The 24967-nt window shown below is 59.4% G+C and carries 23 protein-coding genes and 1 pseudogene; 14 read left to right on the top strand and 10 right to left on the bottom strand.

Going from position 1 to position 24967, the window contains the following annotated elements; all coding sequences use genetic code 11:
• Window positions 1-297 precede the first annotated feature (297 nt).
• Both BMZ70_RS24690 and BMZ70_RS24695 read left to right on the top strand, forming a co-directional pair.
• Window positions 298-1743, top strand: coding sequence for a S41 family peptidase (locus BMZ70_RS24690; RefSeq protein WP_092280531.1), 1446 nt, complete (start codon window positions 298-300; stop codon window positions 1741-1743).
• Window positions 1744-1869: 126 nt separating this feature from the next.
• Window positions 1870-2991, top strand: a complete 1122-nt coding sequence (locus tag BMZ70_RS24695) for a beta-ketoacyl-ACP synthase III (RefSeq protein ID WP_092280533.1) — start codon at window positions 1870-1872, stop codon at window positions 2989-2991.
• Here the strand turns inward: BMZ70_RS24695 and BMZ70_RS24700 are convergent.
• Both BMZ70_RS24700 and BMZ70_RS24705 read right to left on the bottom strand, forming a co-directional pair.
• Window positions 2988-3509 carry an FMN-dependent NADH-azoreductase gene (locus tag BMZ70_RS24700; RefSeq protein WP_092280535.1) on the bottom strand — a complete coding sequence of 174 codons (522 nt, stop codon included), beginning with the start codon at window positions 3507-3509 and terminating at the stop codon, window positions 2988-2990. The genes BMZ70_RS24695 and BMZ70_RS24700 overlap by 4 nt on opposite strands.
• On the bottom strand, window positions 3506-3925 hold the full coding sequence (locus BMZ70_RS24705) for a GNAT family N-acetyltransferase (protein WP_092280537.1): 420 nt from the start codon (window positions 3923-3925) through the stop codon (window positions 3506-3508). The genes BMZ70_RS24700 and BMZ70_RS24705 overlap by 4 nt, the downstream gene beginning before the upstream one ends.
• Window positions 3926-4004: 79 nt before the next feature.
• On the opposite strand from BMZ70_RS24705, the gene BMZ70_RS24710 reads away from it, so the two are divergent.
• The 10 genes from BMZ70_RS24710 to BMZ70_RS24745 all read left to right on the top strand — a co-directional run bounded on the left by BMZ70_RS24710 (window position 4005) and on the right by BMZ70_RS24745 (window position 12719).
• Entirely contained in the window at window positions 4005-5408 is a 1404-nt protein-coding gene (locus BMZ70_RS24710; RefSeq protein ID WP_092280539.1) for a MocR-like pyridoxine biosynthesis transcription factor PdxR, read from the top strand.
• A gap of 86 nt (window positions 5409-5494) precedes the next feature.
• The gene (locus tag BMZ70_RS24715; protein ID WP_092280541.1) at window positions 5495-5941 is read left to right on the top strand and encodes a carboxymuconolactone decarboxylase family protein; all 447 of its coding nucleotides are present in this window, start codon (window positions 5495-5497) and stop codon (window positions 5939-5941) included.
• Window positions 5942-5994: 53 nt separating this feature from the next.
• Window positions 5995-7722, top strand: coding sequence for a cation:proton antiporter domain-containing protein (gene ybaL, locus BMZ70_RS24720; RefSeq protein ID WP_092280543.1), 1728 nt, complete (start codon window positions 5995-5997; stop codon window positions 7720-7722).
• A complete protein-coding gene (locus BMZ70_RS24725; protein ID WP_092280545.1) occupies window positions 7722-8492 on the top strand; it encodes a substrate-binding periplasmic protein in 771 nt (256 codons plus the stop codon). The genes ybaL and BMZ70_RS24725 overlap by 1 nt, the downstream gene beginning before the upstream one ends.
• Before the next feature lie 151 nt (window positions 8493-8643).
• Entirely contained in the window at window positions 8644-8901 is a 258-nt protein-coding gene (locus BMZ70_RS29360; RefSeq protein ID WP_373922566.1) for a DUF6966 domain-containing protein, read from the top strand.
• Between the two features lie 74 nt (window positions 8902-8975).
• Complete coding sequence (locus tag BMZ70_RS28180) at window positions 8976-9344, top strand: hypothetical protein (protein WP_130301020.1); 369 nt, start codon at window positions 8976-8978, stop codon at window positions 9342-9344.
• Between the two features lie 67 nt (window positions 9345-9411).
• Window positions 9412-9864: a hypothetical protein gene (locus tag BMZ70_RS24730; protein WP_130301018.1), complete on the top strand. Its 453-nt coding sequence runs from the start codon at window positions 9412-9414 to the stop codon at window positions 9862-9864.
• A 70-nt stretch (window positions 9865-9934) separates the two neighbouring features.
• Window positions 9935-10204 (top strand): hypothetical protein, encoded by a 270-nt coding sequence (locus BMZ70_RS24735; protein ID WP_130301016.1) that lies wholly within the window; start codon window positions 9935-9937, stop codon window positions 10202-10204.
• A 104-nt stretch (window positions 10205-10308) separates the two neighbouring features.
• Window positions 10309-10731: an Imm63 family immunity protein gene (locus BMZ70_RS29365; protein ID WP_092280551.1), complete on the top strand. Its 423-nt coding sequence runs from the start codon at window positions 10309-10311 to the stop codon at window positions 10729-10731.
• Window positions 10732-11288: 557 nt separating this feature from the next.
• Window positions 11289-12719, top strand: a complete 1431-nt coding sequence (locus BMZ70_RS24745; protein WP_165403577.1) for a caspase family protein — start codon at window positions 11289-11291, stop codon at window positions 12717-12719.
• A gap of 81 nt (window positions 12720-12800) precedes the next feature.
• Here BMZ70_RS24745 and BMZ70_RS24750 read toward each other — a convergent pair.
• Both BMZ70_RS24750 and BMZ70_RS24755 read right to left on the bottom strand, forming a co-directional pair.
• Window positions 12801-14062 (bottom strand): annotated as a pseudogene (locus BMZ70_RS24750) (IS110 family transposase).
• 390 nt (window positions 14063-14452) lie between these two features.
• Window positions 14453-16498, bottom strand: a complete 2046-nt coding sequence (locus tag BMZ70_RS24755; protein WP_092280555.1) for an NADPH-dependent 2,4-dienoyl-CoA reductase — start codon at window positions 16496-16498, stop codon at window positions 14453-14455.
• 96 nt (window positions 16499-16594) lie between these two features.
• Here BMZ70_RS24755 and BMZ70_RS24760 point away from each other — a divergent pair, with 96 nt between their 5' ends.
• Window positions 16595-17194 (top strand): SRPBCC family protein, encoded by a 600-nt coding sequence (locus BMZ70_RS24760; RefSeq protein WP_373922556.1) that lies wholly within the window; start codon window positions 16595-16597, stop codon window positions 17192-17194.
• 32 nt (window positions 17195-17226) lie between these two features.
• Here the strand turns inward: BMZ70_RS24760 and BMZ70_RS24765 are convergent, their stop codons facing one another.
• The 6 genes from BMZ70_RS24765 to BMZ70_RS24790 form a co-directional block, all read right to left on the bottom strand.
• A complete protein-coding gene (locus BMZ70_RS24765) occupies window positions 17227-17679 on the bottom strand; it encodes a hypothetical protein (protein WP_092280557.1) in 453 nt (150 codons plus the stop codon).
• Window positions 17680-17700: 21 nt separating this feature from the next.
• The gene (locus BMZ70_RS24770; protein WP_092281149.1) at window positions 17701-18141 is read right to left on the bottom strand and encodes a DUF2721 domain-containing protein; all 441 of its coding nucleotides are present in this window, start codon (window positions 18139-18141) and stop codon (window positions 17701-17703) included.
• 45 nt (window positions 18142-18186) lie between these two features.
• A complete protein-coding gene (pip, locus tag BMZ70_RS24775) occupies window positions 18187-19146 on the bottom strand; it encodes a prolyl aminopeptidase (protein WP_092280559.1) in 960 nt (319 codons plus the stop codon).
• A 91-nt stretch (window positions 19147-19237) separates the two neighbouring features.
• Window positions 19238-19978 (bottom strand): acetoacetyl-CoA reductase, encoded by a 741-nt coding sequence (gene phbB / locus BMZ70_RS24780; protein ID WP_092280561.1) that lies wholly within the window; start codon window positions 19976-19978, stop codon window positions 19238-19240.
• A gap of 75 nt (window positions 19979-20053) precedes the next feature.
• On the bottom strand, window positions 20054-21232 hold the full coding sequence (locus tag BMZ70_RS24785; protein WP_092280563.1) for an acetyl-CoA C-acetyltransferase: 1179 nt from the start codon (window positions 21230-21232) through the stop codon (window positions 20054-20056).
• 250 nt (window positions 21233-21482) lie between these two features.
• Window positions 21483-22391 (bottom strand): LysR family transcriptional regulator, encoded by a 909-nt coding sequence (locus BMZ70_RS24790; protein ID WP_092280565.1) that lies wholly within the window; start codon window positions 22389-22391, stop codon window positions 21483-21485.
• Window positions 22392-22497: 106 nt separating this feature from the next.
• Here BMZ70_RS24790 and metE point away from each other — a divergent pair, with 106 nt between their 5' ends.
• A complete protein-coding gene (gene metE / locus BMZ70_RS24795) occupies window positions 22498-24870 on the top strand; it encodes a 5-methyltetrahydropteroyltriglutamate--homocysteine S-methyltransferase (RefSeq protein WP_092280567.1) in 2373 nt (790 codons plus the stop codon).
• The last annotated feature ends 97 nt before the right edge of the window (window positions 24871-24967 follow it).

Below are 24967 nucleotides of genomic sequence, written 5' to 3' on the forward strand. Positions count from 1 at the left end.
AAACCACTTCAGGGTAGAGAGAAATACGAGCTCAGTGTAGGCCGCAGATCCCGCCGTGACAGGGCTTCTTACAATTATTTACTGTCGTGAACGTCAGGGATACAGTCCGTACAAAACAGCAAACTTGGCGTTTCACCAAGCGGGCATTGGTGTACTTTAAAAGTCAACGCGCAGCGTTGTAAAACCTCGTAAAGGTGTAAATCATTTCGTGACGGCTACTACGTTTGCCAGAAATCAGGTTTATACTGAATTCATGCAAGCTGCACCTCGCAGCTGGCTAGCTTAGACAGGTGAAACATGGGCAAGAAATTAAAGAATTCCGGTCTGGTCGGACTGGGCGTGGTTGCTGGCGTCGCCATCTCCCTGCAATTCTCGGCGATGGCGCAAAAGCCGATGGACCCGCCGCTGCCGCTGGAAGAGCTGCGCCAGCTGGCCGATGTGTTCGGCCTGATCAAATCCGACTACGTCGAGCCTGTCGAAGACAAGAAGCTGCTGACCGAGGCCATCTCGGGCATGGTGGCCTCGCTCGATCCGCACTCGGCCTACCTCGACAAGAAAGCCTATGCCGAACTGCGCGAAGGTTCGCAGGGCAAGTTCGTCGGCCTCGGCATCGAGATCGGCCAGAGCGAGGATGGCTATATCAAGATCGTCGCGCCGATCGAGGACTCGCCAGCGTGGCGCGCCGGCATCAAGCCGGGCGACCTGATCAGTCGTCTCGACAACACCCCGGTCAAGGGCATGACGCTGGACGACTCGATCAAAAAAATGCGCGGCGAGCCGAACAGCAAGGTCAGCCTGACCGTGCTGCGCAAAGGCGAGGCCGAACCGCTGGTGTTCAATATCACGCGCGAGGAAATCCACCAGAAGAGCGTCAAGGGCAAGCTGGTCGAGCCCGGCTATGCGTGGGTGCGCATCTCGCAATTCCAGGAACCGACCGTGGATGACATGGCGGCCAAGATTATCGAGCTGTACAAGCAAGACCCGAACATCAAAGGCCTGGTGCTGGACCTGCGCAACGATCCGGGCGGCGTGCTGCAGGGCGCCATCGGCGTGGCGGCGGCCTTCCTGCCGAAAGATTCGCCGATCGTCTCGACCAACGGCCAGCTGCCGGACCAGAAGCAGATTTTCTACGGCCGTCCCGAATACTACGCACTGCGCAACGACAGCGACGCGCTGGCCAAGCTGCCGGCCGCCATCAAGCGGGTGCCAATGGTGGTGCTGGTGAATACCGGTTCGGCCTCGGCCTCGGAAATCGTCGCCGGCGCGCTGCAGGATTACAAGCGGGCCGAGATCATCGGTACGCAGACCTTCGGCAAGGGCTCGGTGCAAACCATCCGCCAATTGACGGCAGACACCGCCGTCAAGCTGACCACGGCGCGCTACTACACGCCGAACGGCCGTTCGATCCAGGCCAAGGGCATCACACCCGACGTGCCGGTGGATGAATACGCCGACGGCGACGGCCTGAACGCCCTGCGCACTCGCGAAGCCGATCTCGACAAGCATCTGGTCAACGACCGCGAGCAGGAAGGTGAGAAAACCAAGCGCGACGAGCTGGAAGAACAGCTGCGCATCGTGGCGCTGGAGAAAAAACGCAAGCCGCTGGATTACGGCAGCGGCGACGACTTCCAGCTGCAACAGGCGCTGAACCACCTGAAAGGCCTGCCGGTGCAGACCGCCAAGCCGGCCACCACCGTGGTGTCGGTGGAAGCCGGACTCAAGAAAGACCTGGCCAAGAAATAAAGTGTTTTCGGTAGCGAACTCAGCGGCGCCACAGGGCGCCGCTTTTATTTTCGCCTAACATGCAGTCATTGTGTAGAATTTGGCTCATTATTGGCCTCGGCCATTGCCTAATTTGAAAGTTTAAACATGAAACAAGCCGTCATCAGCGGTACCGGCCTCTACACGCCAGCGCAGTCGATCAGCAACGAAGAGCTGGTCGAGTGCTTCAATGCCTACGTTGAACAGTTCAACGCCGACAACGCCGCCGCCATTGCGGACGGCACAATGACGGCGCTGGAACCGTCCAGCGTGGCCTTCATCGAAAAAGCCTCGGGCATCAAATCGCGCTACGTGATGGAAAAAGCCGGCATCCTCGATCCGAAACGCATGGTGTCGCACATCCCTGAGCGCGCCGATGAAGAACTGTCGCTGCAAGCCGAGATCTGCGTCGCCGCCGCCCAGCAGGCGATGGACCGCGCCGGCAAAACCGCCGCCGATATCGACATGGTGCTGGTGGCCTGCTCCAACATGCAGCGCGGCTACCCGGCAATGGCGGTGGAAGTGCAGGACGCGCTGGGCATCAACGGCTACGGCTTCGACATGAACGTGGCCTGCTCCTCGGCCACCTTCGGCATCCAGCAAGCGGTGGCGGCGGTCCAAAGCGGCCAGGCGCGCGCGGTGCTGGTGCTGAATCCGGAAATCACCTCGGGCCACCTGAACTGGCGCGACCGCGACAGCCACTTCATCTTCGGCGACGCCTGCACCGCCATCATCGTCGAAGCGGCCGAGACCGCCAAAGGCGCGCACCGCTGGGCCATCCTGGACACCAAGCTGAAAACCAGCTTCTCCAACAACATCCGCAACAACTTCGGCTTCCTGAACCGCTTCGACGAAAACGGCGTCGGCCAGGCCGACAAGCTGTTCCGCCAGCAGGGTCGTAAAGTGTTCAAGGACGTGTGCCCGATGGCCGCCGAAATGATCAAGGACACCGTGACCAACGCCGGCCTGGAAGTGCCGCAGGTGAAGCGCTTCTGGCTGCACCAGGCCAACCTGAACATGAACCTGCTGATCAGCCGCATGGTGCTGGGCCGCGACGCCGAGCCGGGCGAAGCACCGGTGATCCTGGACGAATACGCCAACACCTCGTCGGCCGGTTCCGTCATCGCCTTCCACAAACACTCGGACGACATGGCCGCAGGCGAACTGGGCGTGATCTGCTCCTTCGGCGCCGGCTACTCGATCGGCTGCGTGGTGGTGAAGCGCATCTAATCGAGGAAGCGCAGGTCCTTCAAGCCTATCGTCGGCAGGATGGCGCGCAGGTAGGGCTCGAGGAAATCGGGCTGGCGGTCGCGGGCGCCGCCTCGGCTGATGGCGATGTAGACCGGGCGGTCGGCCAGTGTGCCGATCTTGCCCAGCGTCGTGGCGTTGAAGGTGACGCCGATTCGCACCACGTGATCCAGCCACGCCTTCAGCGACGACGGCACGGTGAAGTTGTGCATCGGCGTGGCGATCACCACGGCATCCGCCGCTTTCAGTTCTTCGATCAGCAAATCCGACCACGCCAGCGATGAGCGGCCTTGCGCATGGGCGCTGCCGCCCTCTTTGCGCGCCAGCGTGTTGGAGTACAGGCTGTCCACATGCGGCAGCGGTTCTGCGCACAGGTCGCGCAACACTACCCGCGCATCCGGATGCTGTTCGCGCAGCTGCGCAATCGCCTGTTGCGACAGGTGGTAGCTGGCCGATTCCTCTCCGCGCGCACTGGCTGTGATGTGCAATATCTTCTTCATGCAAGCGTCTTTCCAAAACGAAGTGCGCCGGGCAGCAGGCCTTCACGGAAGTAGAAGCGCTGCGCCAGCACGTTGGTCAATCCCGTATCCAGCACCAGCCGCGCGCATTGCGCTTCCTGCGCAAACACGGTCAGCTTAGCCAGCAATAGCGCGCCCCAGCGGCGGCTGCGATGCGCTTCCGCCGCGATCAGGTCGTCCACGTACAGGAAGCGGCCGTACACGGTGTTCTCCTGATAGCGATAGCCGGCCAACGCCACTACCTCGTCATCATCCCACACCGCGAGGATGCGGTACTGTTGCTCATACTGGCGCATGATCTGCGCCACAAACGCATCTTCCGATTCCAGGTGCGGACGCAGTTCCTTCATCACCGGGTAGCACGCGCGCAGCTCCTGTTCTGTCTCTACGATCTTCATGGCTTATCCTTTCAAAACGCTATCGTAGGCCGACGATGGCATAATCCCCAGAGCCATGAAATGACATTGGGAGTGGTCCATGAAATTCCTCGACCTGGACACCAGCGCCGCCGCACCGCTGTACCGCCAGATCTACACCCGCTTCCGCGACGCCATCGCGGAAGGCTTGCTGCAGCCCGGCGACCGTATTCCCGCCGCGCGCGCACTGGCGCTGGAACTGGGTCTCGCACGCGGCACGGTGGAATCGGCCTACGCGCTGCTGACGGCGGAAGGCTATGTGGAAGCGCGCGGCCAGGCAGGCACGGTAGTGACGCCTGCGCTGGCCCGCCACGCGCCGGTGGCGCCGACGCCGCGCCCTGCGCCCGCCCACGACAACCTCGGCGACGCCGCCTCCTCCACCAAGCCATTCCAGATGGGCATACCGGCGCTGGACGCCTTTCCGCGCAAGGTGTGGGCGCGGCTGGCGGCACGCGCGGTGCGCGCCACGCAGCCGGAGGACATGATCTACCCGCCGTGGGCCGGCCTGCCCGAGCTGCGCATCGCGATCGCCGCCTACCTGCAGCTGTCGCGCGGGATCGACTGCACGCCGTCGCAGGTATTCATCACCAATGGCTACCGCAACAGCATGGAACTGATGACGCGCGCGCTGCTGCAGCCGGGCGATGGCGTGTGGGTGGAAGATCCTGGATATCCGCCCACCAGCGATTTGCTGCGCGAAACAGGCATGCTGCCGGTTCCCGTGTCGGTGGATGGCGAAGGCTTGATGGTGTCGCACGGCGTAGCGACTGCACCGAAAGCGCGCGCCGCCATCGTCACGCCCGCGCATCAAAGCCCGCTGTGCGTGTCACTATCGCTGCCGCGCCGCCTGGCGCTGCTGGATTGGGCCGCACAGTCGAAGGCATGGATCGTGGAGGACGACTACGACGGCGAGTACCGCTACGTCAGCCGCCCGCTGCCCGCGCTGCAAAGCCTGGACCGCGACGGCCGCGTGCTGTACTCCGGCACCTTCAGCAAGGTGCTGTTCCCGGCGATACGGCTGGCCTACCTGGTGGTGCCGCCTGCGCTGGTGCCGCGCTTCGAGGACATCACCCGCACGCTGGCCGCCAGCGGGCCGACGCTGATGCAAAAAATCGTCGCCGACTTCATGAACGAAGGCCACTTCGCCCGCCACATCCAGCGCATGCGCCGCCTGTACGCGGAGCGCCGCGAGATCGCCGCCGACGGCCTGTCGTCGGTGCTGGGCAAGCGTATGCAGGTCGACCCGCAGCCGGGCGGCATGCACCTGGTGCTGCGCATGAAGGGCTATCACACCGACCGCGCGCTGGTGGCGCGCATGCGCGAACACGGCATGTCGGCGCTGGCCCTCTCCGAGCGCGGCGTGCTGCCGCATGGGGCATCGGCACTGCTGCTGGCCTTCACCAATGTCGACACGCCGGCCAGGGCGCGTGAACTGGGCAAGCGCATACTCAAGATCATGGCCTAGTCCGAATCGCTATTCATGGCTCTTCTTTGCTAGACCATAGAAGCGCACAATGATTCCATCGTAACTAACCACTGAAGGAAATCATCATGAGCAAGCGTCTGGAAGTATTCAAATTCGTACCGGAAGCGTACAAAGGCTTTGGCGCGGTCCACGAGTATGTGAAATCGGCCCTGCCGGCCGAACTGCTGGAACTGGTCTACCTGCGCGTCTCGCTGATCAACGGCTGCGCCTACTGCATCGACATGCACACCCGCGACCTGCTGAAGCAAGGTGTCAAATCGGACAAGATTGCGCTGGTGCCGGTATGGGACGAAGCGGCCGCGCTGTTCAGCGAAAAAGAACAGGCCGCGCTGGCGTGGGCCGAAACCGTCACCCGCGTCGAGCAAACCAAAGTGCCGGATGCGGACTACCAGAAAGCATTGTCCGTGCTGGGCGAGCAAGGACTGGCCGACGTCACCGTCGCCGTCACCCTGATGAACGCCTACAACCGCTTCGGCGTCAGCATGCGGATGCAACCTGCCGCACTGGCGTGAGTATGCTAAGGTGAGGGTTTCCCGTAGATTTTTTGCCAAGGAGCCCCTCACGCATGCCCCACAATATCAGCCTGATTACCACCATCGCCGCCGCACTGGGAGCCGGTCTCCTGTTCGGTTATCTTGCAACGCGCCTGAAGCTGCCGGCGCTGGTGGGTTATCTCGCTGCGGGCATCATCATCGGCCCGGCCACGCCGGGCTTTGTCGCGGATACCGCGCTGGCTGGCCAACTGGCCGAAATCGGCGTGATGCTGATGATGTTCGGCGTCGGCCTGCACTTCTCTCTCGATGACCTGTGGGCCGTGCGCAAAGTGGCGCTGCCCGGCGCGGTGCTGCAAATCGCCGTCGCCACGGCGCTCGGCATGGGGCTTGCCCACTACTGGGGCTGGAGCATCGGCGGCGGTTTGGTATTCGGCCTCGCGCTGTCGGTGGCCAGCACGGTGGTCCTGCTGCGCGCACTTGAGGAGCGCGGCATACTCGATAGCTTCAACGGCCGCATCGCGGTCGGCTGGCTGGTGGTGGAAGATTTGGTCACCGTGCTGGTGCTGGTGCTGCTGCCGGCATTGGCAGGCTCGCTCGGCGGCGAAGCGGCCGATGCCCACGGCGCACATGGCACCGGCGGCGGCGATTTGTGGACCACGCTGGCCATCACGCTCGGCCAGGTCACCGCCTTCATCGTGCTGATGCTGGTGGTCGGCCGCAAACTGTTCCCGTGGATCCTGTGGCAAGTGGCTCGCACCAATTCGCGCGAGCTGTTCACGCTGTGCGTGATCGCGGCGGCGGTCGGCATCGCGTATGCGTCAACCCACTACTTCGGCGTGTCGTTCGCGCTGGGCTCCTTCTTCGCCGGCATGGTGCTGCGCGAATCGGCGCTGGCGCATCGCGCCGCCGAAGAATCGCTGCCGCTGCGTGATGCGTTCGCGGTGCTGTTCTTCGTTTCGGTGGGCATGCTGTTCGAGCCGTCCATCCTGATTGAGCAACCGCTTAAGCTGCTGGCGGTAGTCCTGATTATCGTGGTCGGCAAATCGGTGGCGGCCTTCCTGCTGGTGATTATCCTGCGCTACCCGGCCAAGACCGCGCTGATGGTGTCGGCCAGCCTGGCACAGATCGGCGAATTCTCCTTCATCCTCGCCGCCCTCGGCCTGTCACTCAAGCTGATGCCGGTGGAAGGACAAAGCCTGATCCTTGCCGGCGCCATCATCTCCATCGCCCTCAACCCGGTGGTATTCCGCGTGACCAAACCGCTGGAGCGCTGGCTCAGTAACGACGCCGCGCTGGCCGCCAAATTCGACCGCCCGGCCGACCCGCTGGCCGAACTGCCGATGTCGGTCCCGCATGAGCACCTGCGCGGGCAAGTGGTGTTGGTCGGCTACGGCCGCGTGGGCCGCCGCATCGCCGCCGCGTTGAAAGAGCAAGGCATCGCCTTCGTGGTGGCGGAGCAGAATCGGGAAGTGGTGGACCAGCTGCGCAAGGAAGGCGTGCACGCCGTGGCCGGCAACGCAGGCGAGCCGGCGGTGCTGATCCAGGCGCACATCGCGCATGCATCGATGCTGGTGATCGCCACGCCGGACACCTTCCATGTGCGCACCATGATCGAAACAGCGCGCGCGCTCAATCCCAACATCAAAACCGTGGTCCGCACCCACAGCGACGAGGAAGCCGACCTGCTGCGCAACGAGCGCGCCGGCGAAATCTTCATGGGTGAACAAGAACTCGCCAAAGGGATGACGGCATACGTATTGGATAGCCTCAGCAAATCAAACAAAGGTCACACACACTGATGATGAAACGCGTCCTTGCGCCTTGCGCGCTTGCTGTTCTGCTGCACGCAGCACCTGTTCACGCAATCGACAAAACTGCCGAAATCCCGGTACTCATCGCTGAATCGATAGACCCGCGCGGTAATCCGCTACCGACGCCGCCCATCATCTCCGCCGTGGTCAACCTGCTGGCGGAGGAAACGGGCCTCAACCTGGTGATCCGCGCCTACCCGTGGCGGCGTGCGCAAGTGATGGCGGAGCAAGGCGAAGGCTTGCTATACGGCGCCGCCAGCACACCGGAACGGCTGCGCGTGTTCACATTCAGCAAGCCGGTGTACGATGCCAATCAATGGCTGGTGTCGTCGGCGCAGGCGCCGCTGATCTTCCATCGCTGGGATGACCTGAAAGATAAAGTGATCTCGATTGGTGTCGGCGGCAAGTATGGCCCGGAATTCGAGGCGCGGCGCGAGAAACTGTTCAAGATCGAGCAGGATGCCGCCTCAACCGAGAACCGCCTGAAGATGCTCACGACCCACCGCGTGGATGCGGTGCTGCTCGACAGCTTCCGCAATCCGGCGCAGCTGAGCGCCAGCCTGAATTGCCGCTTCCCCGGCGACCATTGGGTGGTGTCGGAGAAATCGGTCGGCTTCGAGCCACTGCTGATCGCCGTGCCGAAAAGCGCTCAGCTCAAAAAGCTGCTGCCGACGCTGAACAACGCCATCACGCGCCTGCACATGAACGGCAACATGCAAAAAGCCGTCGACAGCGTCGCCAACGTCACCGGCTGCTGACCAACGCCTTTCGTCTGGCGTGACAATTCATGAGCTTTACAGAAGAGCAAGCTGCTATCCTGAAGGTCATCGGCCGAGTTCGGCCACAAGCAGCCCTTCAACTTTCGTCCAAAAGCTTATGCAAGAAAATGTTCAAACTGTGCTGCTCGAAATGGCGTCGCTCTTGCGGGCCTATTATGATACGGACTGGGGAAAGGCATATGAAAAGCTCGCCAACTACATCGTAGTTTCTCCTGACGAGACCGCACGCCGGATACTGGCCAGTTATGGCGGAATGGGGTCTATCAATGACGTTGTTCTTACGTCGGCTGGACGCCCTCTGATTGAAGAGAACAACAGATTTGATTTGCTACGCTCCCAACTCAAGAGGCTATGCTTAAATAGTCTGAATGGACCAAGTATTAGCTAGGCCGATTCCGGCCAGTAGCTGCCGGTCGCTCAAGACAACCCAAGTGCCACGCATTGCAATCAAGAATTAGTCGAATGGATTTTATGGGCAACACTACAGAGAATCGAGCACTTACCTCAGAAGAGCTGCACTTGGCCCGCTGGATGCTTGAGCACGGTACAGAGGAAGCTTCAGCGTTTCTGGCGCAGCTTGACCGTGCGGAAGTCACTTCGTGGAAATGTCCATGTGGCTGTGCGAGCATCAATTTTCAAATACGAGGGCAATCTTTACCTCCGCCAGGCGTTAATATTTTAGGAGATTATGTCGTTAGTGAAGGCGATGATGTAAGTGGCGTATTTATATTTGAGAGCGATGGCCTGCTGAGCGGAATAGAGTTTTACAGCCTAGGCGGCGATGCGCTTCAGACTTTGCCAAAGGCTGAAGAACTACGTCCGTTTGGATGATTCTGTTATCGGCCATTAGCCGACATTGATTTTGATAAGAACCGATACTTTTAAGGTGATGTTCACGATGGAAACTTCCGCAACGACTCCTACGGTAGCGGGCACAGATTCTCAGGGTGGCGATGCTCGCGTTTCCGTATATTCTGCGGGAGGACTGGGATGGGGAGGTTTTTTCGGTGGCCCGCTAGCTATGGCATATCTGATTTATCGTGATCTGACTTTGCTTGGCCGAGCTGACCTTTTCTCAAAGGTTGCAATGTGGTTTGTCCCGTTCATTGCTTTTTGGCTATATTGTCTATTTAGCTTTCCTCCAGATCTAATCTCGCAGTGGACTCTTTACCTGCCGCAAACCATTCTTTGGTGGATCGTTGCGCGTCATCTCCTTGTAGAAGTTCAGCGCACGCACTCGGTCAGTGGTGGCTTGTTTAACTCCAAGTGGAAAGCTATTCGTTTTGGCTTCCTAGTATTCCTGATTCTAAAGCTTACCTTTTCCGTCGCCGGAGAGCTGAAAGCGCTATGATCGAAAGTAGTTCTGAAAACGGCCAATAGCTGCCGCTGAGTTGTCATTGGAGTTGTTTAAAGGAGGGGGCGTGAGTAATTCAAAAGTATACGCTGTAGTCCTATTCGAGGCTGCTGCCGAAGAGCTTGGAAGTCTCGTTGCGCTATGGCTCAAGCGCAATGATATGGGGAGCTATCTTTACGCGAAAAAGATAGACCCCAATGGGCCGTATTTTCATATGGTTCTCGAAAACACGACCCCAGATGGTACTGCTCTTGAGATGGAGTTCCAAATTCCTCACGGATTCATTAAAGCAATTTTCCATGCGGCTGATAGAAAATCTCTCGGGTTTTTACCGTAAATTCCTCTCTATACCATTGTAGTTCTGGGCTGATATCGGCCAGAAGCGGACCGCCACGGAAGTAGCACGTACCGGCCGGGACCGAAAAACTTACATAAGGCATCATGACGGAAGAATTTAGTCACTTGCAGAAACGGTATGTCAATTATTGCCGGTTATTGGCCCCGTATCGGCCTAGATATCCCAATCAGAATAAAATCCAGACTCGACGTCAAGACGATGGCTCGCCGCACGTTGAGATAGTAGATGGTCGCTACCACTATGTAGTCACTGAGCGCGGCTCGGAATATGAGAGACGAATTGCCGAAGATGAGGACGAACTTCTGTACTGGCTGATGAGCGATGTAATAACCGGAATCGCTTTGGAGATCGAAGTGAATAATAGAATAATTGGACAAGATTCGAGACGTCAATGGTTCTCCAAAAGCATTGAGCTTCTAGATCGTCTCAGTTCGGTATGGGCAGGCCGAAAAGAGTCTGAGTATGAGAAGGTGCTTACTAGGCATCCTTTCCGCGACGACCATTAATATCTGCCTGCACCTACCGCGTACGGCCAAAAGCAGACCTCGCCAATATTGTCCATTCCGAATGAATCCATTCACGCACAATTCTAAGCTTGTATCGCACTGGTTATTGCCGCAATCGGTTCCTCACGCAGTGCTCCCGCTTGTAGAGGCTCTTCGTAAAAAAGGCATTAATGTCTGCCGCATTGGACTGGAGAATCCGAAAGCGCCTACACACTATGTCTTCGTGGACCAGCCGTTTGATGCTCAAGCATTACTGTCCAATCTGCCCGACACCAACGGTCTGAGCATCGATCCTAGTGGATCAGGAATTAATTCCATCGAATATGTATGGGTGGGGTTCGAGCCCAATGTTTGTGGGCCGGAATCCGGAGCAAGCAAGACTATACTGCAAGTAGTAAACAATAAGTCTTGGTGGAAATTTTGGGGCTAGACTACCAAGTCGGTAATTGGCCAATGGCGGTTCGTCGCTGCACTATCTAGTTAATAAAGTACAAGAATCATATTGGGTATGGAAAACTAAATATCGTATATAGGGAAGATAAATTCGACGATTCGCTTTGTTTCTTAGTAGTGAGAAATATCAGCAGTATGATGAAACTCCATATTGCCACGCGGACGCGGCGAAGCTCTGTGAAACACTATTGGAAAATTGTGATTATTTAATTGAGAATACGCTCTCCTTAGCCTTAGAGCCAGGCGACGGCAAAGGTGCGGCTGAGATAATCGAGAAGGTGACTGATTTATTTGAAAGATCAGAAGATGGTGATTCAATTCTCTTCTTCTTTGCAGGGCACGGAGCAGCTATCGACAACGAAACCTATCTAATTCTGCCTGACACCTCGCGAAGTAACGTTCCGGGAACATCATTGAAGTTGTCAGATATCGAATATCTTCTCAGTAAAAATAAACGATTAAATATCAGGATATTTGACTGCTGTCACTCTGGAGAGGGAAGTCGAGACGCAGTGCCGCGCACAGAGGCTGATTCATTTATGAGAGCAATTCTCTCTGGTGGGACTGACTGTAGTATGACCTTCGCCAGTTGCGCAGTTCATGAGAAATCATACAGCGACGAGTCCATTGGGCATGGAATTTTCACATCATCATTAATAGCAGCAATTAAAGACCAGAAAGCCGATTCGCACGTCTATGCGGAGACGGTGAAAATCGCAGTCTGCGACGCAGTTCAACAATGGTGTCAAAGTCGCGGTAAGTCGCAAACGCCGACCCTTCGAGTGCAAGTTACAGGCAACATGCCTTTTGCAAAGCGCAAAGCATTGCAAGTCCAAGGTAGTATCCCTGTTACGACAACTCTACCGCTTTCGAAGAGGCTCGAGAATGCTCGAAAGATTGAAGTTGTCGATGAGCGTTTCTATCCCGATTTAAAAGCCTCGTTAAGTCTTTTAGAAACAAAATTAAATAATCTTTTCGCCGCTGAAGATCTATATGGCATATTGCTGAAGAAAACGCCAACGAAAAAAGTTGAAGACATCCCGGCATTTTTGAAAGAAAGAATACTTGTGAGGATGAAGTCCCATAGGACTATGCACACAATGGAAGCAGTTCGGGTTGAGCGACCGCAGTTGAAGAGCGCCTTCAGTTCGATATTTGAAAGCAAACCAGTCTTCGATACTAATTATTATATAAATCAAAAAGATGAGATGCCGGATTGTTTTTTAACTTTTGAAAGCGTGACTGACGGCTATATTCCTTCTACAACGTTCTTTGTCTACATTTGCCCTCTTCAGGCGTCAGTTGCAATCTTGGTAGGTTATTACTTTGATCGAGCATTCTATGATGCAGAGTCAGACTATCATATCCAGAAACTTTCTCATAAAATCTACTCGGTTGGCGATTTCCGAGAGAAAAAATATCTTGACGATCTTTCCTCTTTAGTACAGACATTTCAATTCGACTTAGGCATTCAAATCAACGAACGGTTAACCTATCTTGAAAAAGAACTGGATACAGTTGAGAAAGGAAAGTAGCAACGGTTGGGCGAAATGCCGCTCGCTTTCACTCTTTCTCAACTCTGGTTCAATGTCCGAGTCACGCCCTGAGGTGCTCCGTCAAGCCGCAGGCGCAGTTGAATTGCCGAGGGCTGAGCCTTTCTGCCGTAGTTTTGCCATGTACCGTGCTTCGTCGTATGGCACACGGCTCTGCCAGCAACGGAAAAGTATGCGTAGCCATTTGAAGGCTAAAGCTCGTACAGCCGCTTGGTAGGAACTTCCCTTGGCACGCTGTTGTCGATAGTAGCTACCGGCCCAGTCCGACTTGTTGATGGTTTGGCCTGCCCACTCGACAAATGTCTGGCGAACGAAGGTCGGGCACTGCCATCGCCAGTGCACCCAGCGTTTCTTACCGCTTCGCTCAGTCACGGGGGCCACACCTGAGTATTGCTGCAACTCCTTCGCGGAAGCGAACCGTTCGCGTTGTTCGCCAAACGCCACCAGAAGTCGCGGCGCCAGTGTAGGACCAGCTCCCGGCAAGGCCGCGAATAATTCAAAATCCGGTAGGGTCGGGGCCAGACGGGCAATGGCGTCGTCGAAGCGCTCAATGGCCTTTAACGCGACTTTGATTTGTTCAATCAGTACCAGCGTTTCCAGCAGGTGCGGAGCAATGATCGCACGTCCTGCGTCAATGGCCTCGCGGCTTTGATTGCCGCCATCCTCGCATCAATTACCGACGCACGTCTGGCGTTGTGTTCCTTGAAGAACCTGTCGAGAGTTGCTAGGCGCGCGCCCTGAGCTTTCTCCAGGGTTGGCCAACGCGTGATGAAATCACAGAACAAAATGGTGTCGTGGTGGTCGAACCATTCCAGAACATGGGGGTAATACTGCTTAAGCGTATTGGTGAGACGATTGGTAAATCGTGTCTTGACCCCAATGAGTTCGCGACGCCGCTCCACAAAACTCAACAGTGCCCTCATTGCCGGACTCTGCGGTTCGATAGGCTTAAAGCGCTCTGGATGACGTAGCAACAAATCTAAGGCTAGCTCGGCATCCGTGGGGTCGTCTTTTGCGCGGCTCGGCTTAAACGCCTGACGGTACTTGGCCAATGTTGCAGGGTTAATCGGAAACAGTACGAGAAAATCGTACTTCTGCAGTGCGTACACCAATGGGCCTTTCGTCAATTCCAGACCGATGGCGATTTTACCGCCATAGCGGCGGTGCAGGTTACCAACCCACTCGTCAATATGTGCAGCCTGGCTTGAAAAGACTCCGAACTCTCGTTGTGTTCCGCCAGCCACCTGCAAGCAGAAATCATGCTTTGCATCGGCCCAATCAATGCCTACGTAGACGGTAAAGCATGCCTCGTCAAAATGGTCCATCAGACACCTCCCTAAGTGCTAGGATGATCAATGGGATCATGCATGCTTGTGCTCTTCGAAGGCAATATAGCGAGCCGGTCGGACGGCAAACCCTGAGTATTCGTTTTCGAACACAAGCACACCTGCGGAGCCGAAACTAACTCGGTGAACATCGGATGTTTGGGGCGGAATATTCGTGATCCGCAGGTGCATGTCCCGCCTTCCCATCACAACACCAACGGCGTTCCGGATATTGAGGAAAACGAGACGGACTAACTATATTGGGGCGACAGCCGCCTGTCGACTAGCTTGCTTGGTAAAAATAGAGTCAACCTCCCGCTGCCTGCAAACGCGGGAATACATACTCTGCATGGACTCCCGCTGGCGCGGGAGCGATGAGTGAGTTGACCGTCAGAGGCGCGATGCCAGTTCCGCGCCTTCCTTGATGGCGCGCTTGGCATCCAGTTCCGCCGCCAGCGCGGCGCCGCCGATTTTGTGGAAGCGCGGCCAGCCTGCGTTGGCTTTGATTTCTTCCTCGCTCGGCAGCAGCTCCGTCAGGCTGTCCTGACCCGCGCAGATCACCACGTTATCGACCGACAGCAAGCGCTGCTCGCCGCCCACGGTGATGTGCAGTCCATGATCGTCGATGCGGTCGTACTGCACGCCGCCGATCATCACCACGCCATTCCGCGCCAGTACCGCACGGTGCACCCAGCCCGAGGTCTTGCCCAGGCCCGCACCGAGGCGCGAGGTCTTGCGCTGCAGGAGGTACAGCTGGCGCACCGGTTCCGGATTCTGCGCCGGCACCAGTCCACCTGGCGTGTCGCCCTTGAAGCTCACTCCCCATTCGCGCGCCCAGACATCCAGCGCCAGCGGCAACGGATGCCTGGTGTCGTGCAGCAGGAATTCGCCCATGTCGAAACCAATGCCGCCCGCGCCGATGATCGCCACGCGCTTGCCCACCGGCGCCTTGTCGCGCAGGACGTCGATGTACGACAGTACCTTCGGATGATCGATGCCTTCAATCGGCGGCTTGCGCACCTTGATGCCGGTGGCGACGATCACGTCGTCATAGCCTTCGGCCAGCAACTGCTCGCGCGTCACGCGCACGCCCAGTTTCAACTTCACACCGGTCAGTTCGATCTTGCGGCCGAAGTAGCGGATGGTCTCAGCAAATTCTTCCTTGCCCGGCACCTGCATGGCGATCTTGAATTGCCCGCCGATGCTGTCGGCCGAATCAAACAAGGTCACGTCGTGGCCGCATTCCGCCGCCACCGTGGATGCTGACAAGCCGGCCGGTCCCGCGCCCACCACCGCCACGCGGCGTTTCTTCGCGGCCGGTGCGTACACCAGCTCCGTCTCGTGGCAAGCGCGCGGATTCACCAGGCAGCTGGCGGTCTGGCGCGAGAAGGTGTGATCGAGGCAGGCCTGGTTGCAGCCGATGCAGGTGTTGATTTCATCGGCGCGGCCCTCGGCCGCTTTAATCACGAAATGCGAATCGGCCAGGAACGGACGCGCCATCGAGATCATGTCGGCCTCGCCGCGCTGCAGGATGCCTTCCGCTTCGGCCGGCATGTTGATGCGGTTGGACGCCACCACCGGGATCGTCACTTCCAGCCGCAGGCGACCCGCCAGCGAAGCGAACGCGCCGCGCGGCACCGAGGTGACGATGGTCGGTACACGCGCCTCGTGCCAGCCGTAGCCAGTGTTGAGGATCGAAACGCCAGCATGCTGCAAGGCCTTGGCGACAGTCACCACATCCTCCCACGTGTTGCCGCCTTCAACGAGGTCCAGCAGCGAGTGGCGATACATGATGATGAAGTCATTGCCCACTTCCGCGCGGATGCGCTTGACGATTTCCACCGCGAGGCGCATGCGGTTCTCGATGCTGCCGCCCCACTTGTCGGTGCGCAGGTTGGTGCGCGTGCACAGGAATTGATTCAGCAGATAACCTTCGCTGCCCATCACCTCCACGCCGTCGTAGCCGGCGTCGCGCGCCAGCCTGGCGCAGCGGGCGTAATCGCGGATGGTCGTCTCAATACCAGCCTCGGTCAGCGCGCGCGGCTTGAACGGCGAGATCGGCGATTTCTTCTCCGACGCCGACACCACGAAAGGCTGATAGCCATAACGGCCAGCGTGCAAAATTTGCATCAGGATCTTGCCGCCCTCTTCGTGCACCGCCCTGGTCACACGGCGATGATTAAGTACGTCGCCCTTGAAGTTGAGCGTACCTCCAAAGGGTAGCAGCCACCCCGACCTGTTAGGTGAAATGCCGCCGGTGACGATCAAACCTACGCCGCCGCGCGCGCGTTCACGATAGAATGCGGCCAGTTTGCCGTAGTTGTAGAAGCGGTCTTCCAGGCCGGTGTGCATCGATCCCATGATGACGCGATTGCGCAGCGTGGTGAATCCCAGGTCGAGTGGGGCCAGCAGGTGAGGGTAGTTTGTAGTTTTCATAATGCCCGCATTTAATCCCAATTCTCTAGATATGGGCTTCTAAAGTCCGTGCGTGCCGCGCTTGTATTCTGCCACCCTTTACCGTACGCTGGTCAAATGATGCGATTCCTTCTGTTTTTGTTGTTAGGTGCGGCCGCCCAGCTGGCATTGGCGCAAGCACCGAAGCTTGAATTGCCCAAGTTGGAGGTGTCAGTCAACCGCGCGGACCACGAAGGCCAGCATATGTACGAGGTGGATGCCACCGGCACGGTGGCGGCGCCGCTGCCCAAGGTGTGGCGCATCCTCACCGGCTACGAACGCATGGCCGAATTCGTGCCCGACATGGAGTCGTGCAAGGTCCTGTCCCGCAATGGGAATGAGGTGATCATTGAACAATTCGGCGTGGCCCGCTTCCTGTTCATGTCCAAGACCATCCACCTGATCGTGCGCGCCATCGAGCAGCCCATGTCGTCGATCGATATCTCGCTGATCTCGGGCGACATGAAGCACTATGAATCGCATTGGGAGTTGATCCCGGTGCCGGAAACCGGCGGCACCAAGATTGTCTACAAGGGTCGCCTGATGCCGAACTTCTACGTGCCCGGCATCCTCGGCTCGAAGATGATACGCGGCGATATCGAACGCATGATGAGCGCCGTGCTGGCGCGCCTTGATCGCAAGGACGCGCCGAGGGTCGAAGCTATTCCCCAGCCATGACGTCATTCCGGCGTAGGCCGGAATGACAGCGGTCAGGCTAGATACGCATCCTTGGAGCGCAGCTCGGCGAAGTTTTCCAGGTTGCCGATCTTGATCAGCACCGGATTCAAACTCAATTGCGCCTGCATGGCGCGCCATGCGAACTGCCACTCCTGTTCCTGCGCCTCGGCCACCGTCTTGGTGAAGGCCGCGCCCAGCGCCGCGCGGGTGCCGTATTCGATGGCGCCATCAATCCCCGCCCAGCTAGGCAAGGTGCGCTGCACCGCGCGGTGGACGCGCTCGCCGAATTCCTCGGTATTGTGGATGATCAGGCAAGCGTCGGCCGAGAACAGCTCGAACAGCTTGGGATCCCAGGCCTGGGAGAAGCTCAGGGTCAGGCAATTGGAGGCCGGACGCAGGATGAACTGGCCCTGGCTCAGCGCCAGTTCCAGGTCTTCGCGCACGCCGTAGCGGTACAGGGTGGGCGGGCGTTGGTAGTCGTGCATGATGTACTCACATAAAAAAGTTTAACGCTTGCGGCGGACGTGGCGCTGGGAACGCATCCACGCCGACGCAATGAAGATTTCGCGCAGCAGCGATACAAAGCTGCCGACCAGGCATAGCACCGACACCACAAAGGTGCCGGCAATGTATTTGTCGAGGCTCAGGTTCGTAATATCGCCGAGGAACAGCATCGCCACGATCACGCACACAAACAGCCCGCAGGCGGTCGACAGCGCAATCGACATGTTGATCAGATGCGAACGGCGATACAGCACATCCAGCTCATTCAGGTACGGGTCGCTGTAGGCGACGTCGAGCCGGTCTTCCAGCACGCGCGAGCGGTCGATGATGCGCGCCAGCCTGTTCGTCAGCACGATCAGGTTGGTGCACACGCCCGACAGCAGGAACACCGGCGCAATCGCCAGCTGGATGATGTGACCGATATCGCCGGTCTGGATGTTCATGATGGCCATGTTTTATTTTATTGTTATCGAGTAGTTCACAGTGTATCAGGCCGCGAAGCTCCGGCTGCGCTTGAACTGTTCGGTGGCCGCCACCAGCGCGCGCGAAATGCCTTTTTCCATCGCGCCGTGGCCGGCGTCCGGAATCATGTTCAGCACCGCGCCTGGCCATGCCTGATGCAAGCGCCATGCCGACACCGGCGGGCAGATCACGTCGTAGCGGCCCTGCACGATCACCGCCGGCAAATGAGCGATGCGGCTGACGTTGCGCACCAGCTGGTCGTCGCTGAAGAAGCCGAGATTGGCCATGTAGTGCGATTCCAGGCGGCCGACGCCGAGATCGAGCGTATCCGACGGCGGATCGTCCGGCTGCGGCAGCAGGAACACGCGACGGCCTTCGAACCGGCTCCAGGCGCGCACCGCCGGCATGTGCACGGCAGGGTCGTCGCTCATGATGCGCTGCACGTAGGCTTGCAGCAAATTGCCGCGTTCCGCTTCCGGAATCGGCGCGATGAATTCAGCGTGCACCTCGGGATGGAACCACTGCGCACCATCGAGGAACCAGTCGACTTCCGCTTTGGTGCACAGGAAGATCCCGCGCAGCACGAAACCGAGGCAGCGTTCCGGGTGCGCTTCGCCGTAGGCCAGCGCCAGCGTCGAGCCCCATGAACCGCCGAAGACCAGCCACTGCCCGATGCCAAACATTTCACGCAGGCGTTCGATGTCCTCGATCAGCAGCTGGGTGGTGTTGTTGCGGCACTCGCCCAGCGGGGTCGACTTGCCGGCGCCGCGCTGGTCGAACAGGATCACGCGGTACTGCTCCGGATCGAAGAAGCGGCGGTGCTGCGGCGACAGGCCGGCGCCAGGGCCGCCGTGCAAAAAGATCACCGGTATGCCGTTCGGGTTGCCGACTTCCTCCCAGTAAATGGTGTGCAAGTCGTCCACCGGCAGCATGCCGTGACGGCTGGGCGTAATCGGGGGAAACAAGGTGGAGGCGGGGTCGAACATGGCTATCCTTTGAGCATCGATAGCAGATTGTACGAAAAAAAAGCCGGGATCGCGAACGAACCCGGCTCTTGCAGCAACGGCAAGCCGTGGCTTAGGACATGTGCTGGCCGCCGTTGATGGCGATATTCGAGCCGGTGACAAACGCCGCCTCATCCGAGGACAGGTAAGCCACCAGGCCCGCCACTTCTTCCGGCTTGCCCAGGCGGCCCATCGGAATTTGCGGCACGATCTTGGTATCGAGCACTTCTTGCGGAATCTCCATCACCATCTTGGTGCCGATGTAGCCCGGCGAAATGGTGTTGACGGTCACGCCCTTCTTCGCCACTTCCAGCGCCAGCGCCTTGGTGAAGCCGTGCATGCCGGCCTTGGCCGCCGAGTAGTTGGTCTGGCCGAACGCGCCCTTCTGGCCGTTCACCGACGAGATGTTGATGATGCGGCCCCAGCCACGCTCCACCATGCCGTCGCACACCGGCTTGGTCAGGTTGAATACGGAATCCAGGTTGGTCTTGATGACCGCGTCCCAATTGACCTTGTCCATTTTCTTGAAGGTCATGTCGCGCGTGATGCCGGCGTTGTTGACCAGCACGTCCACCGGACCGATGTCTTTTTCGATCGCGGCGATGCAGGCCTGGGCCGAATCAAAGTCAGCCACATCGCACGGGTAGGCGCGGAAGTTGTAGCCCTGGTCACGGGTGGTGGCCAGCCATTGTTCAACTTTAGGATTGCCAGGGGAATACGTGGTGACGACGCAATAGCCTAGCGCTGACAGCTTGAAACAAATCGCTTCGCCCAGACCACCCATGCCACCGGTTACTAATGCAACTCTTGCCATTTTCGTCCCCTCTGTAATAAACACCAAAAATCGGAAAACACGGCCCGGCCTCCGCCGGGCCGCAATTACTGCTGATTAAGCGCGCTCGATTGCCAGCGCCACACCCATGCCGCCGCCGATGCACAGCGAGGCCAGGCCTTTCTTGGCGTCGCGACGGATCATTTCGTGGATCAGGGTCACCAGCACCCGGGCGCCGGAAGCGCCGATCGGGTGGCCGATGGCGATGGCGCCACCGTTGACGTTGATCTTGCTGGTGTCCCAGCCCATTTCCTTGTTGACGGCCACCGCTTGCGCCGCGAACGCTTCGTTAATTTCCAGCAGGTCCAGGTCGTCCGGGGTCCAGCCGGCCTTTTTCAGGCACAGCTTGGTGGCCGAGACCGGGCCCATGCCCATGAAGGCCGGGTCCAGGCCGGACGAGGCGTAGGCCTTGATTTTGGCCAGTACCGGCAGGCCCAGTTCCTTCGCCTTGCTGGCGGTGGTCATCATTACGGCGGCGGCGCCGTCGTTCAGGCCGGAGGCGTTGCCGGCGGTGACGGTGCCATCCTTGGCGAAGGCCGGGCGCAGGCCGGCCAAGCCTTCCAGGGTCGAGCCTGGCTTGATGTATTCGTCGCTGTCGAACACGATGCTGCCCTTCTTCTGGACGATTTCCAGCGGCAGGATTTCATCCTTGAACTTGCCGGCTTTTTGCGCGGCTTCGGCTTTCAGCTGCGATTGCAGCGCGAATTCGTCCTGCTCGGCGCGCGAGATGTCGTATTTCTTGGCCACGTTTTCGGCGGTGGTGCCCATGTGGTACTGGTTGTAGGCATCCCACAGGCCGTCCACGATCATGCTGTCCACGGCCTTGAAGTCGCCCATGCGGAAGCCGTCGCGCGAACCGTTGATGACGTGCGGCGAGGCGCTCATGTTTTCCTGGCCGCCGGCGATGATGATCTGGGCGTCGCCTGCCTTCAGGGCCTGGGCCGCGAGGTGGGTGGCTTTCAGGCCGGAGCCGCACACGTGGTTGATGGTGAAGGCGGGAATGGTGTTTGGCAGGCCGGACTTGATCACTGCCTGGCGGGCCGGGTTCTGGCCGACGCCGGCGGTCAGCACCTGGCCGAGGATGGCTTCGCTGACCAGGTTGGGATCGATGCCGGTTTTCGCCAGCAGGCCCTTGATCACATGCGCGCCCAGTTCGGAAGCGGGCACCTTGGCCAGGCTGCCGCCGAATTTGCCCACACCAGTACGGCCAGCGGCCACGATAACTACATCATCCATTTGATTCTCCAATGCGCCGGCCGGAACCGGCTAAGTTGAGCAACAACGCGAATTTTTATCATACGCCGACCACGCCCACGGCGTAGCAGGTTTCGATGGTGCGTCGCCGCGAGGAATCGCCAGGATTATCTAGCAGCATCCGTGCCCGGCGCACAAGCCCCAGAGTCACATCGTATGCGCAGGATTCTGCGCTTACCTTGATGCGCATCAAATCCTTTCATTTATATTTTGCAGAAACAATAACTATTTGTCACGATAATAATTTGATACCATCCAGCGAAGCGGCGCACTGCTCCCGTATCACGTTGACGAAGTCCAACACGTAAGCCCTGTGTTTCTGCGCCTCCGGGACCGATACGAACAAATCGCTCCACAGCCCCTGCTCGCCGACCGGGCGTGCAATCACGTAGTCGTAATCCACATAATTCTTGATCGCCCAGTTCGGCAAGGCGGCAATCCCGCGCCGGCTGGCCACCAATTGCAGCACCGCCACCGTCAATTCCGCCGTGCGGCGCTGGAACTGCACGCCGGCTGGCTTCAGCACTTCGCGAATCAGGTCGATGCGTTCTTCCGGCACCGGGTAGGTGATCAGAGTTTCGCCTTCAAAATCAGCCGCTTGCAGGCGGCGCTGGGCCGCCAGGCGGTGCTTTTGCGCCATCACCGTCAGGATTTCAAAGCGGAACAGCGGGAAGGTGGCGAACTCGGGGCCGTAGGGCGAGCCGATCACCAGGTCGGCCTCGCCGCTGCGCAGCAAATCGGCCGGCTCGCTGTGGAAGCCGGACACCAGGTCGATTTCCACTTCCGGCCAGCGTTTGCGGAATTCGTCCATCACCGGCATCAGCCAGTCGAAACAGGTATGGCACTCCAAAGCTACCCGTAACTGCCCGCTATCTCCCTGCATCAGGCGGGCAACTTCGCGCTCTGCGGTCTCGATCTCGGGCAGCAGCAGGTCGGCCAGCTTGAGCAGCCGGGCGCCGGTGGCGGTGAAGCCAATTGGCACTGATTTGCGCTCAAATAGCGGCCCGCCGTAGCGATCTTCCAGCAATTTGATTTGATGTGACAGGGCGGACTGCGTCAGGTTGAGCAGTTGGGCGGCACGCACGAGGCTGCCGGCGGAGCGCAGCGCGCTCAGGGTGCGGAGATGACGTATCTCTAGCATGGTCTATTAATTTTATTCATGTGAACGCGCAAAATCTTTCGTTTTGATTATAGACCGGTTTGCCGCACACTTTAAAGCACCAATATTAAATGCGGATGACAGCACCATGACCAACACGAATAAAGCGATTCACACCCACATTCCCGGCTTCCCGCGCATCGGCGCGCAGCGCGAATTGAAGTTTGCACTTGAAAAAAATTGGCGCGGCGAGTTGAGCGACACCGAGCTCGAAGCCGTCGGCCGCGACCTGCGCGCCCGCCATTGGGCCTTGCAGCGCGACGCCGGACTCGATTTCGTGACGGTCGGCGACTTCGCCTTCTACGACCAGGTGGCCAACCACATCCAGCTGCTGGGCTGCGAACCGGCACGCTACGGCTTCGGCGCCGAGCAGTCGCCATTGAGCCGCTACTTCACGATGGCGCGCGGCCGCAGCGGTGAAGTCGAGCCTGCCGCATGCGGTGCCGGCTGCAGCCACGATCATGCCCACCAAGACGCCCACGGCGACGCCGCCCTGCACGCGGCCGCCGCGCTGGAAATGACCAAGTGGTTCGACACCAACTACCACTACCTGGTGCCGGAATTTACGCCAGACACCGCCTTCTCGCTGGCCAGCGACCGCCTGTTCAACGAAGTGGCGGAAGCGCAGGCGCTGGGCCACGCGGTCAAGGCCACGCTGATCGGCCCGCTCACCTTCCTGTGGCTGGGCAAGGCCAAGAGCGGTGATTTTGACCGCCTTTCCCTGCTCGACCGACTGCTGCCGGTCTACAGCCAGCTGCTGGACCGCCTGAAAGCGCAAGGCGTGGAGTGGGTGCAGATCGACGAACCCATCCTCGGCCTCGACCTGCCCGCGCCGTGGCGCAACGCCTTTGAAAACACCTACTGGCAACTGAACCAGGTCGGCGTGCCGCTGCTGCTGGCCACCTACTTCTCGCCGCTGGAAGAAAACCTGAGCCTGGCCTGCCGCCTGCCGGTGGCCGGCCTGCACGTGGACGGCGTGCGCGCGCCGCAGGAACTGACCAGCATCGCCGACTGGCTGCCGGTGCACAAAGTGCTGTCGGTAGGCATCGTCGACGGCCGCAACATTTGGCGCACCGACCTCGACGCGGCGCTGGCCGTGCTGGCGCCGATCGCGGAAAAACGCGCCGGCAAGCTGTGGCTTTCCTCCTCCTGCTCGCTGCTGCACGTGCCGTTCACGCTGGCCGCCGAAACCGCGCTCGACGGCGAGATCCGCTCCTGGCTGGCCTTCGCCACCGAAAAACTGGACGAACTCTACGTGCTGAAACGCGCCCTGCAAGGTGAATACGACGCCGGCACCACCGAAGCGCTGGCCTTCTCGCGCGCCGCCATCGCCAGCCGCCGCGCCAGCCCGCGCGTGCATCAGGAAGCCGTGCGCAATCGACTGCAAGCGCTGCCGGCCGACGCCGACCAGCGCCGCTCGCCGTTCGCCCACCGCCAGCAAGCGCAGCGCGCCCGCTTCCAGCTGCCGGCCTACCCGACCACCACCATCGGCTCCTTCCCGCAAACGCCGGCCATCCGCGCCGCCCGCGCCGGCTTCAAGCGCGGCGAACTGAACGCCGCAGAGTATGAAGCCAAGATGCGCGAAGAAATCGCCTACGCCGTGCGCCGGCAGGAAGAACTGGGCCTCGACGTGCTGGTGCACGGCGAAGCCGAACGCAACGACATGGTCGAGTACTTCGGCGAACAGCTGGACGGCTTCGTCTTCACGCAACTGGGCTGGGTGCAATCCTACGGCTCGCGCTGCGTCAAGCCGCCGGTCATCTTCGGCGACGTCAGCCGCCCGAAAGCCATGACGGTGGACTGGACCGTGCACGCGCAAAGCCTGACCGGCAAGCCGATGAAAGGCATGCTGACCGGACCCATCACCATCCTGCAATGGTCGTTCGTGCGCGACGACCAGCCGCGCTCGCGCACCGCGCTGCAGATCGCGCTGGCCATCCGCGACGAGGTGGCCGACCTCGAGCAGGCCGGCATCGGCATCATCCAGATCGACGAACCGGCCGTGCGCGAAGGCTTGCCGCTGCGCCGCAGCCGCTGGGACGAGTATCTGAACTGGGCCACGCAGGCGTTCCGCGTCTCGGCCAGCGCGGTGGCGGACGGCACCCAGATCCACACCCATATGTGCTACGCCGAGTTCAACGACATCCTGCCGCAGATCGCCGCGATGGATGCCGACGTCATCACCATCGAGACCAGCCGTTCCGACATGGAGCTGCTGAACGGCTTTGGCCAGTTCCGCTACCCGAACGAAATCGGCCCCGGCGTGTACGACATCCACTCGCCGCGCGTGCCGGCCCAGCAGGAGATGGTGCGCCTGCTGCAGAAAGCCAGCGCGGTGATTCCGCCGGCCCACCTGTGGGTCAATCCGGACTGCGGCCTGAAGACGCGCGGCTGGGCGGAAACCGAAACCGCGCTGCGCAACATGGTGGCCGCTGCCAAACAATTGCGCGCAATCTATTGACGTCATTCCGGCGCAGGCCGGAATCCAATTGCGAACTGGAGGGCACGCGAAATATTGGGTTCCGGCCTGCGCCGGAACGACGATGGGCTGCTTTTTT

Origin of the sequence: Duganella sp. CF402, from assembly GCF_900109645.1 — a bacterium.
Lineage (GTDB): Bacteria > Pseudomonadota > Gammaproteobacteria > Burkholderiales > Burkholderiaceae_D > Rugamonas.

Bases quoted from the DNA above. Each gene is read 5' to 3' on its own strand.
- metE (WP_092280567.1), top strand. From the start codon at position 22,498: ATGACCAACACGAATAAAGCGATTCACACCCACATTCCCGGCTTCCCG.
- BMZ70_RS24765 (WP_092280557.1), bottom strand. From the start codon at position 17,679: ATGCACGACTACCAACGCCCGCCCACCCTGTACCGCTACGGCGTGCGC.
- BMZ70_RS24730 (WP_130301018.1), top strand. From the start codon at position 9,412: ATGGAAACTTCCGCAACGACTCCTACGGTAGCGGGCACAGATTCTCAG.
- BMZ70_RS24790 (WP_092280565.1), bottom strand. From the start codon at position 22,391: ATGCTAGAGATACGTCATCTCCGCACCCTGAGCGCGCTGCGCTCCGCC.
- BMZ70_RS24690 (WP_092280531.1), top strand. From the start codon at position 298: ATGGGCAAGAAATTAAAGAATTCCGGTCTGGTCGGACTGGGCGTGGTT.
- BMZ70_RS24705 (WP_092280537.1), bottom strand. From the start codon at position 3,925: ATGAAGATCGTAGAGACAGAACAGGAGCTGCGCGCGTGCTACCCGGTG.
- BMZ70_RS24770 (WP_092281149.1), bottom strand. From the start codon at position 18,141: ATGAACATCCAGACCGGCGATATCGGTCACATCATCCAGCTGGCGATT.
- BMZ70_RS24755 (WP_092280555.1), bottom strand. From the start codon at position 16,498: ATGAAAACTACAAACTACCCTCACCTGCTGGCCCCACTCGACCTGGGA.
- phbB (WP_092280561.1), bottom strand. From the start codon at position 19,978: ATGGCAAGAGTTGCATTAGTAACCGGTGGCATGGGTGGTCTGGGCGAA.
- BMZ70_RS29365 (WP_092280551.1), top strand. From the start codon at position 10,309: ATGACGGAAGAATTTAGTCACTTGCAGAAACGGTATGTCAATTATTGC.
- BMZ70_RS24715 (WP_092280541.1), top strand. From the start codon at position 5,495: ATGAGCAAGCGTCTGGAAGTATTCAAATTCGTACCGGAAGCGTACAAA.
- BMZ70_RS24695 (WP_092280533.1), top strand. From the start codon at position 1,870: ATGAAACAAGCCGTCATCAGCGGTACCGGCCTCTACACGCCAGCGCAG.
- BMZ70_RS29360 (WP_373922566.1), top strand. From the start codon at position 8,644: ATGGCGTCGCTCTTGCGGGCCTATTATGATACGGACTGGGGAAAGGCA.
- BMZ70_RS24785 (WP_092280563.1), bottom strand. From the start codon at position 21,232: ATGGATGATGTAGTTATCGTGGCCGCTGGCCGTACTGGTGTGGGCAAA.
- BMZ70_RS24700 (WP_092280535.1), bottom strand. From the start codon at position 3,509: ATGAAGAAGATATTGCACATCACAGCCAGTGCGCGCGGAGAGGAATCG.
- pip (WP_092280559.1), bottom strand. From the start codon at position 19,146: ATGTTCGACCCCGCCTCCACCTTGTTTCCCCCGATTACGCCCAGCCGT.
- ybaL (WP_092280543.1), top strand. From the start codon at position 5,995: ATGCCCCACAATATCAGCCTGATTACCACCATCGCCGCCGCACTGGGA.
- BMZ70_RS28180 (WP_130301020.1), top strand. From the start codon at position 8,976: ATGGATTTTATGGGCAACACTACAGAGAATCGAGCACTTACCTCAGAA.
- BMZ70_RS24710 (WP_092280539.1), top strand. From the start codon at position 4,005: ATGAAATTCCTCGACCTGGACACCAGCGCCGCCGCACCGCTGTACCGC.
- BMZ70_RS24760 (WP_373922556.1), top strand. From the start codon at position 16,595: ATGATGCGATTCCTTCTGTTTTTGTTGTTAGGTGCGGCCGCCCAGCTG.
- BMZ70_RS24725 (WP_092280545.1), top strand. From the start codon at position 7,722: ATGATGAAACGCGTCCTTGCGCCTTGCGCGCTTGCTGTTCTGCTGCAC.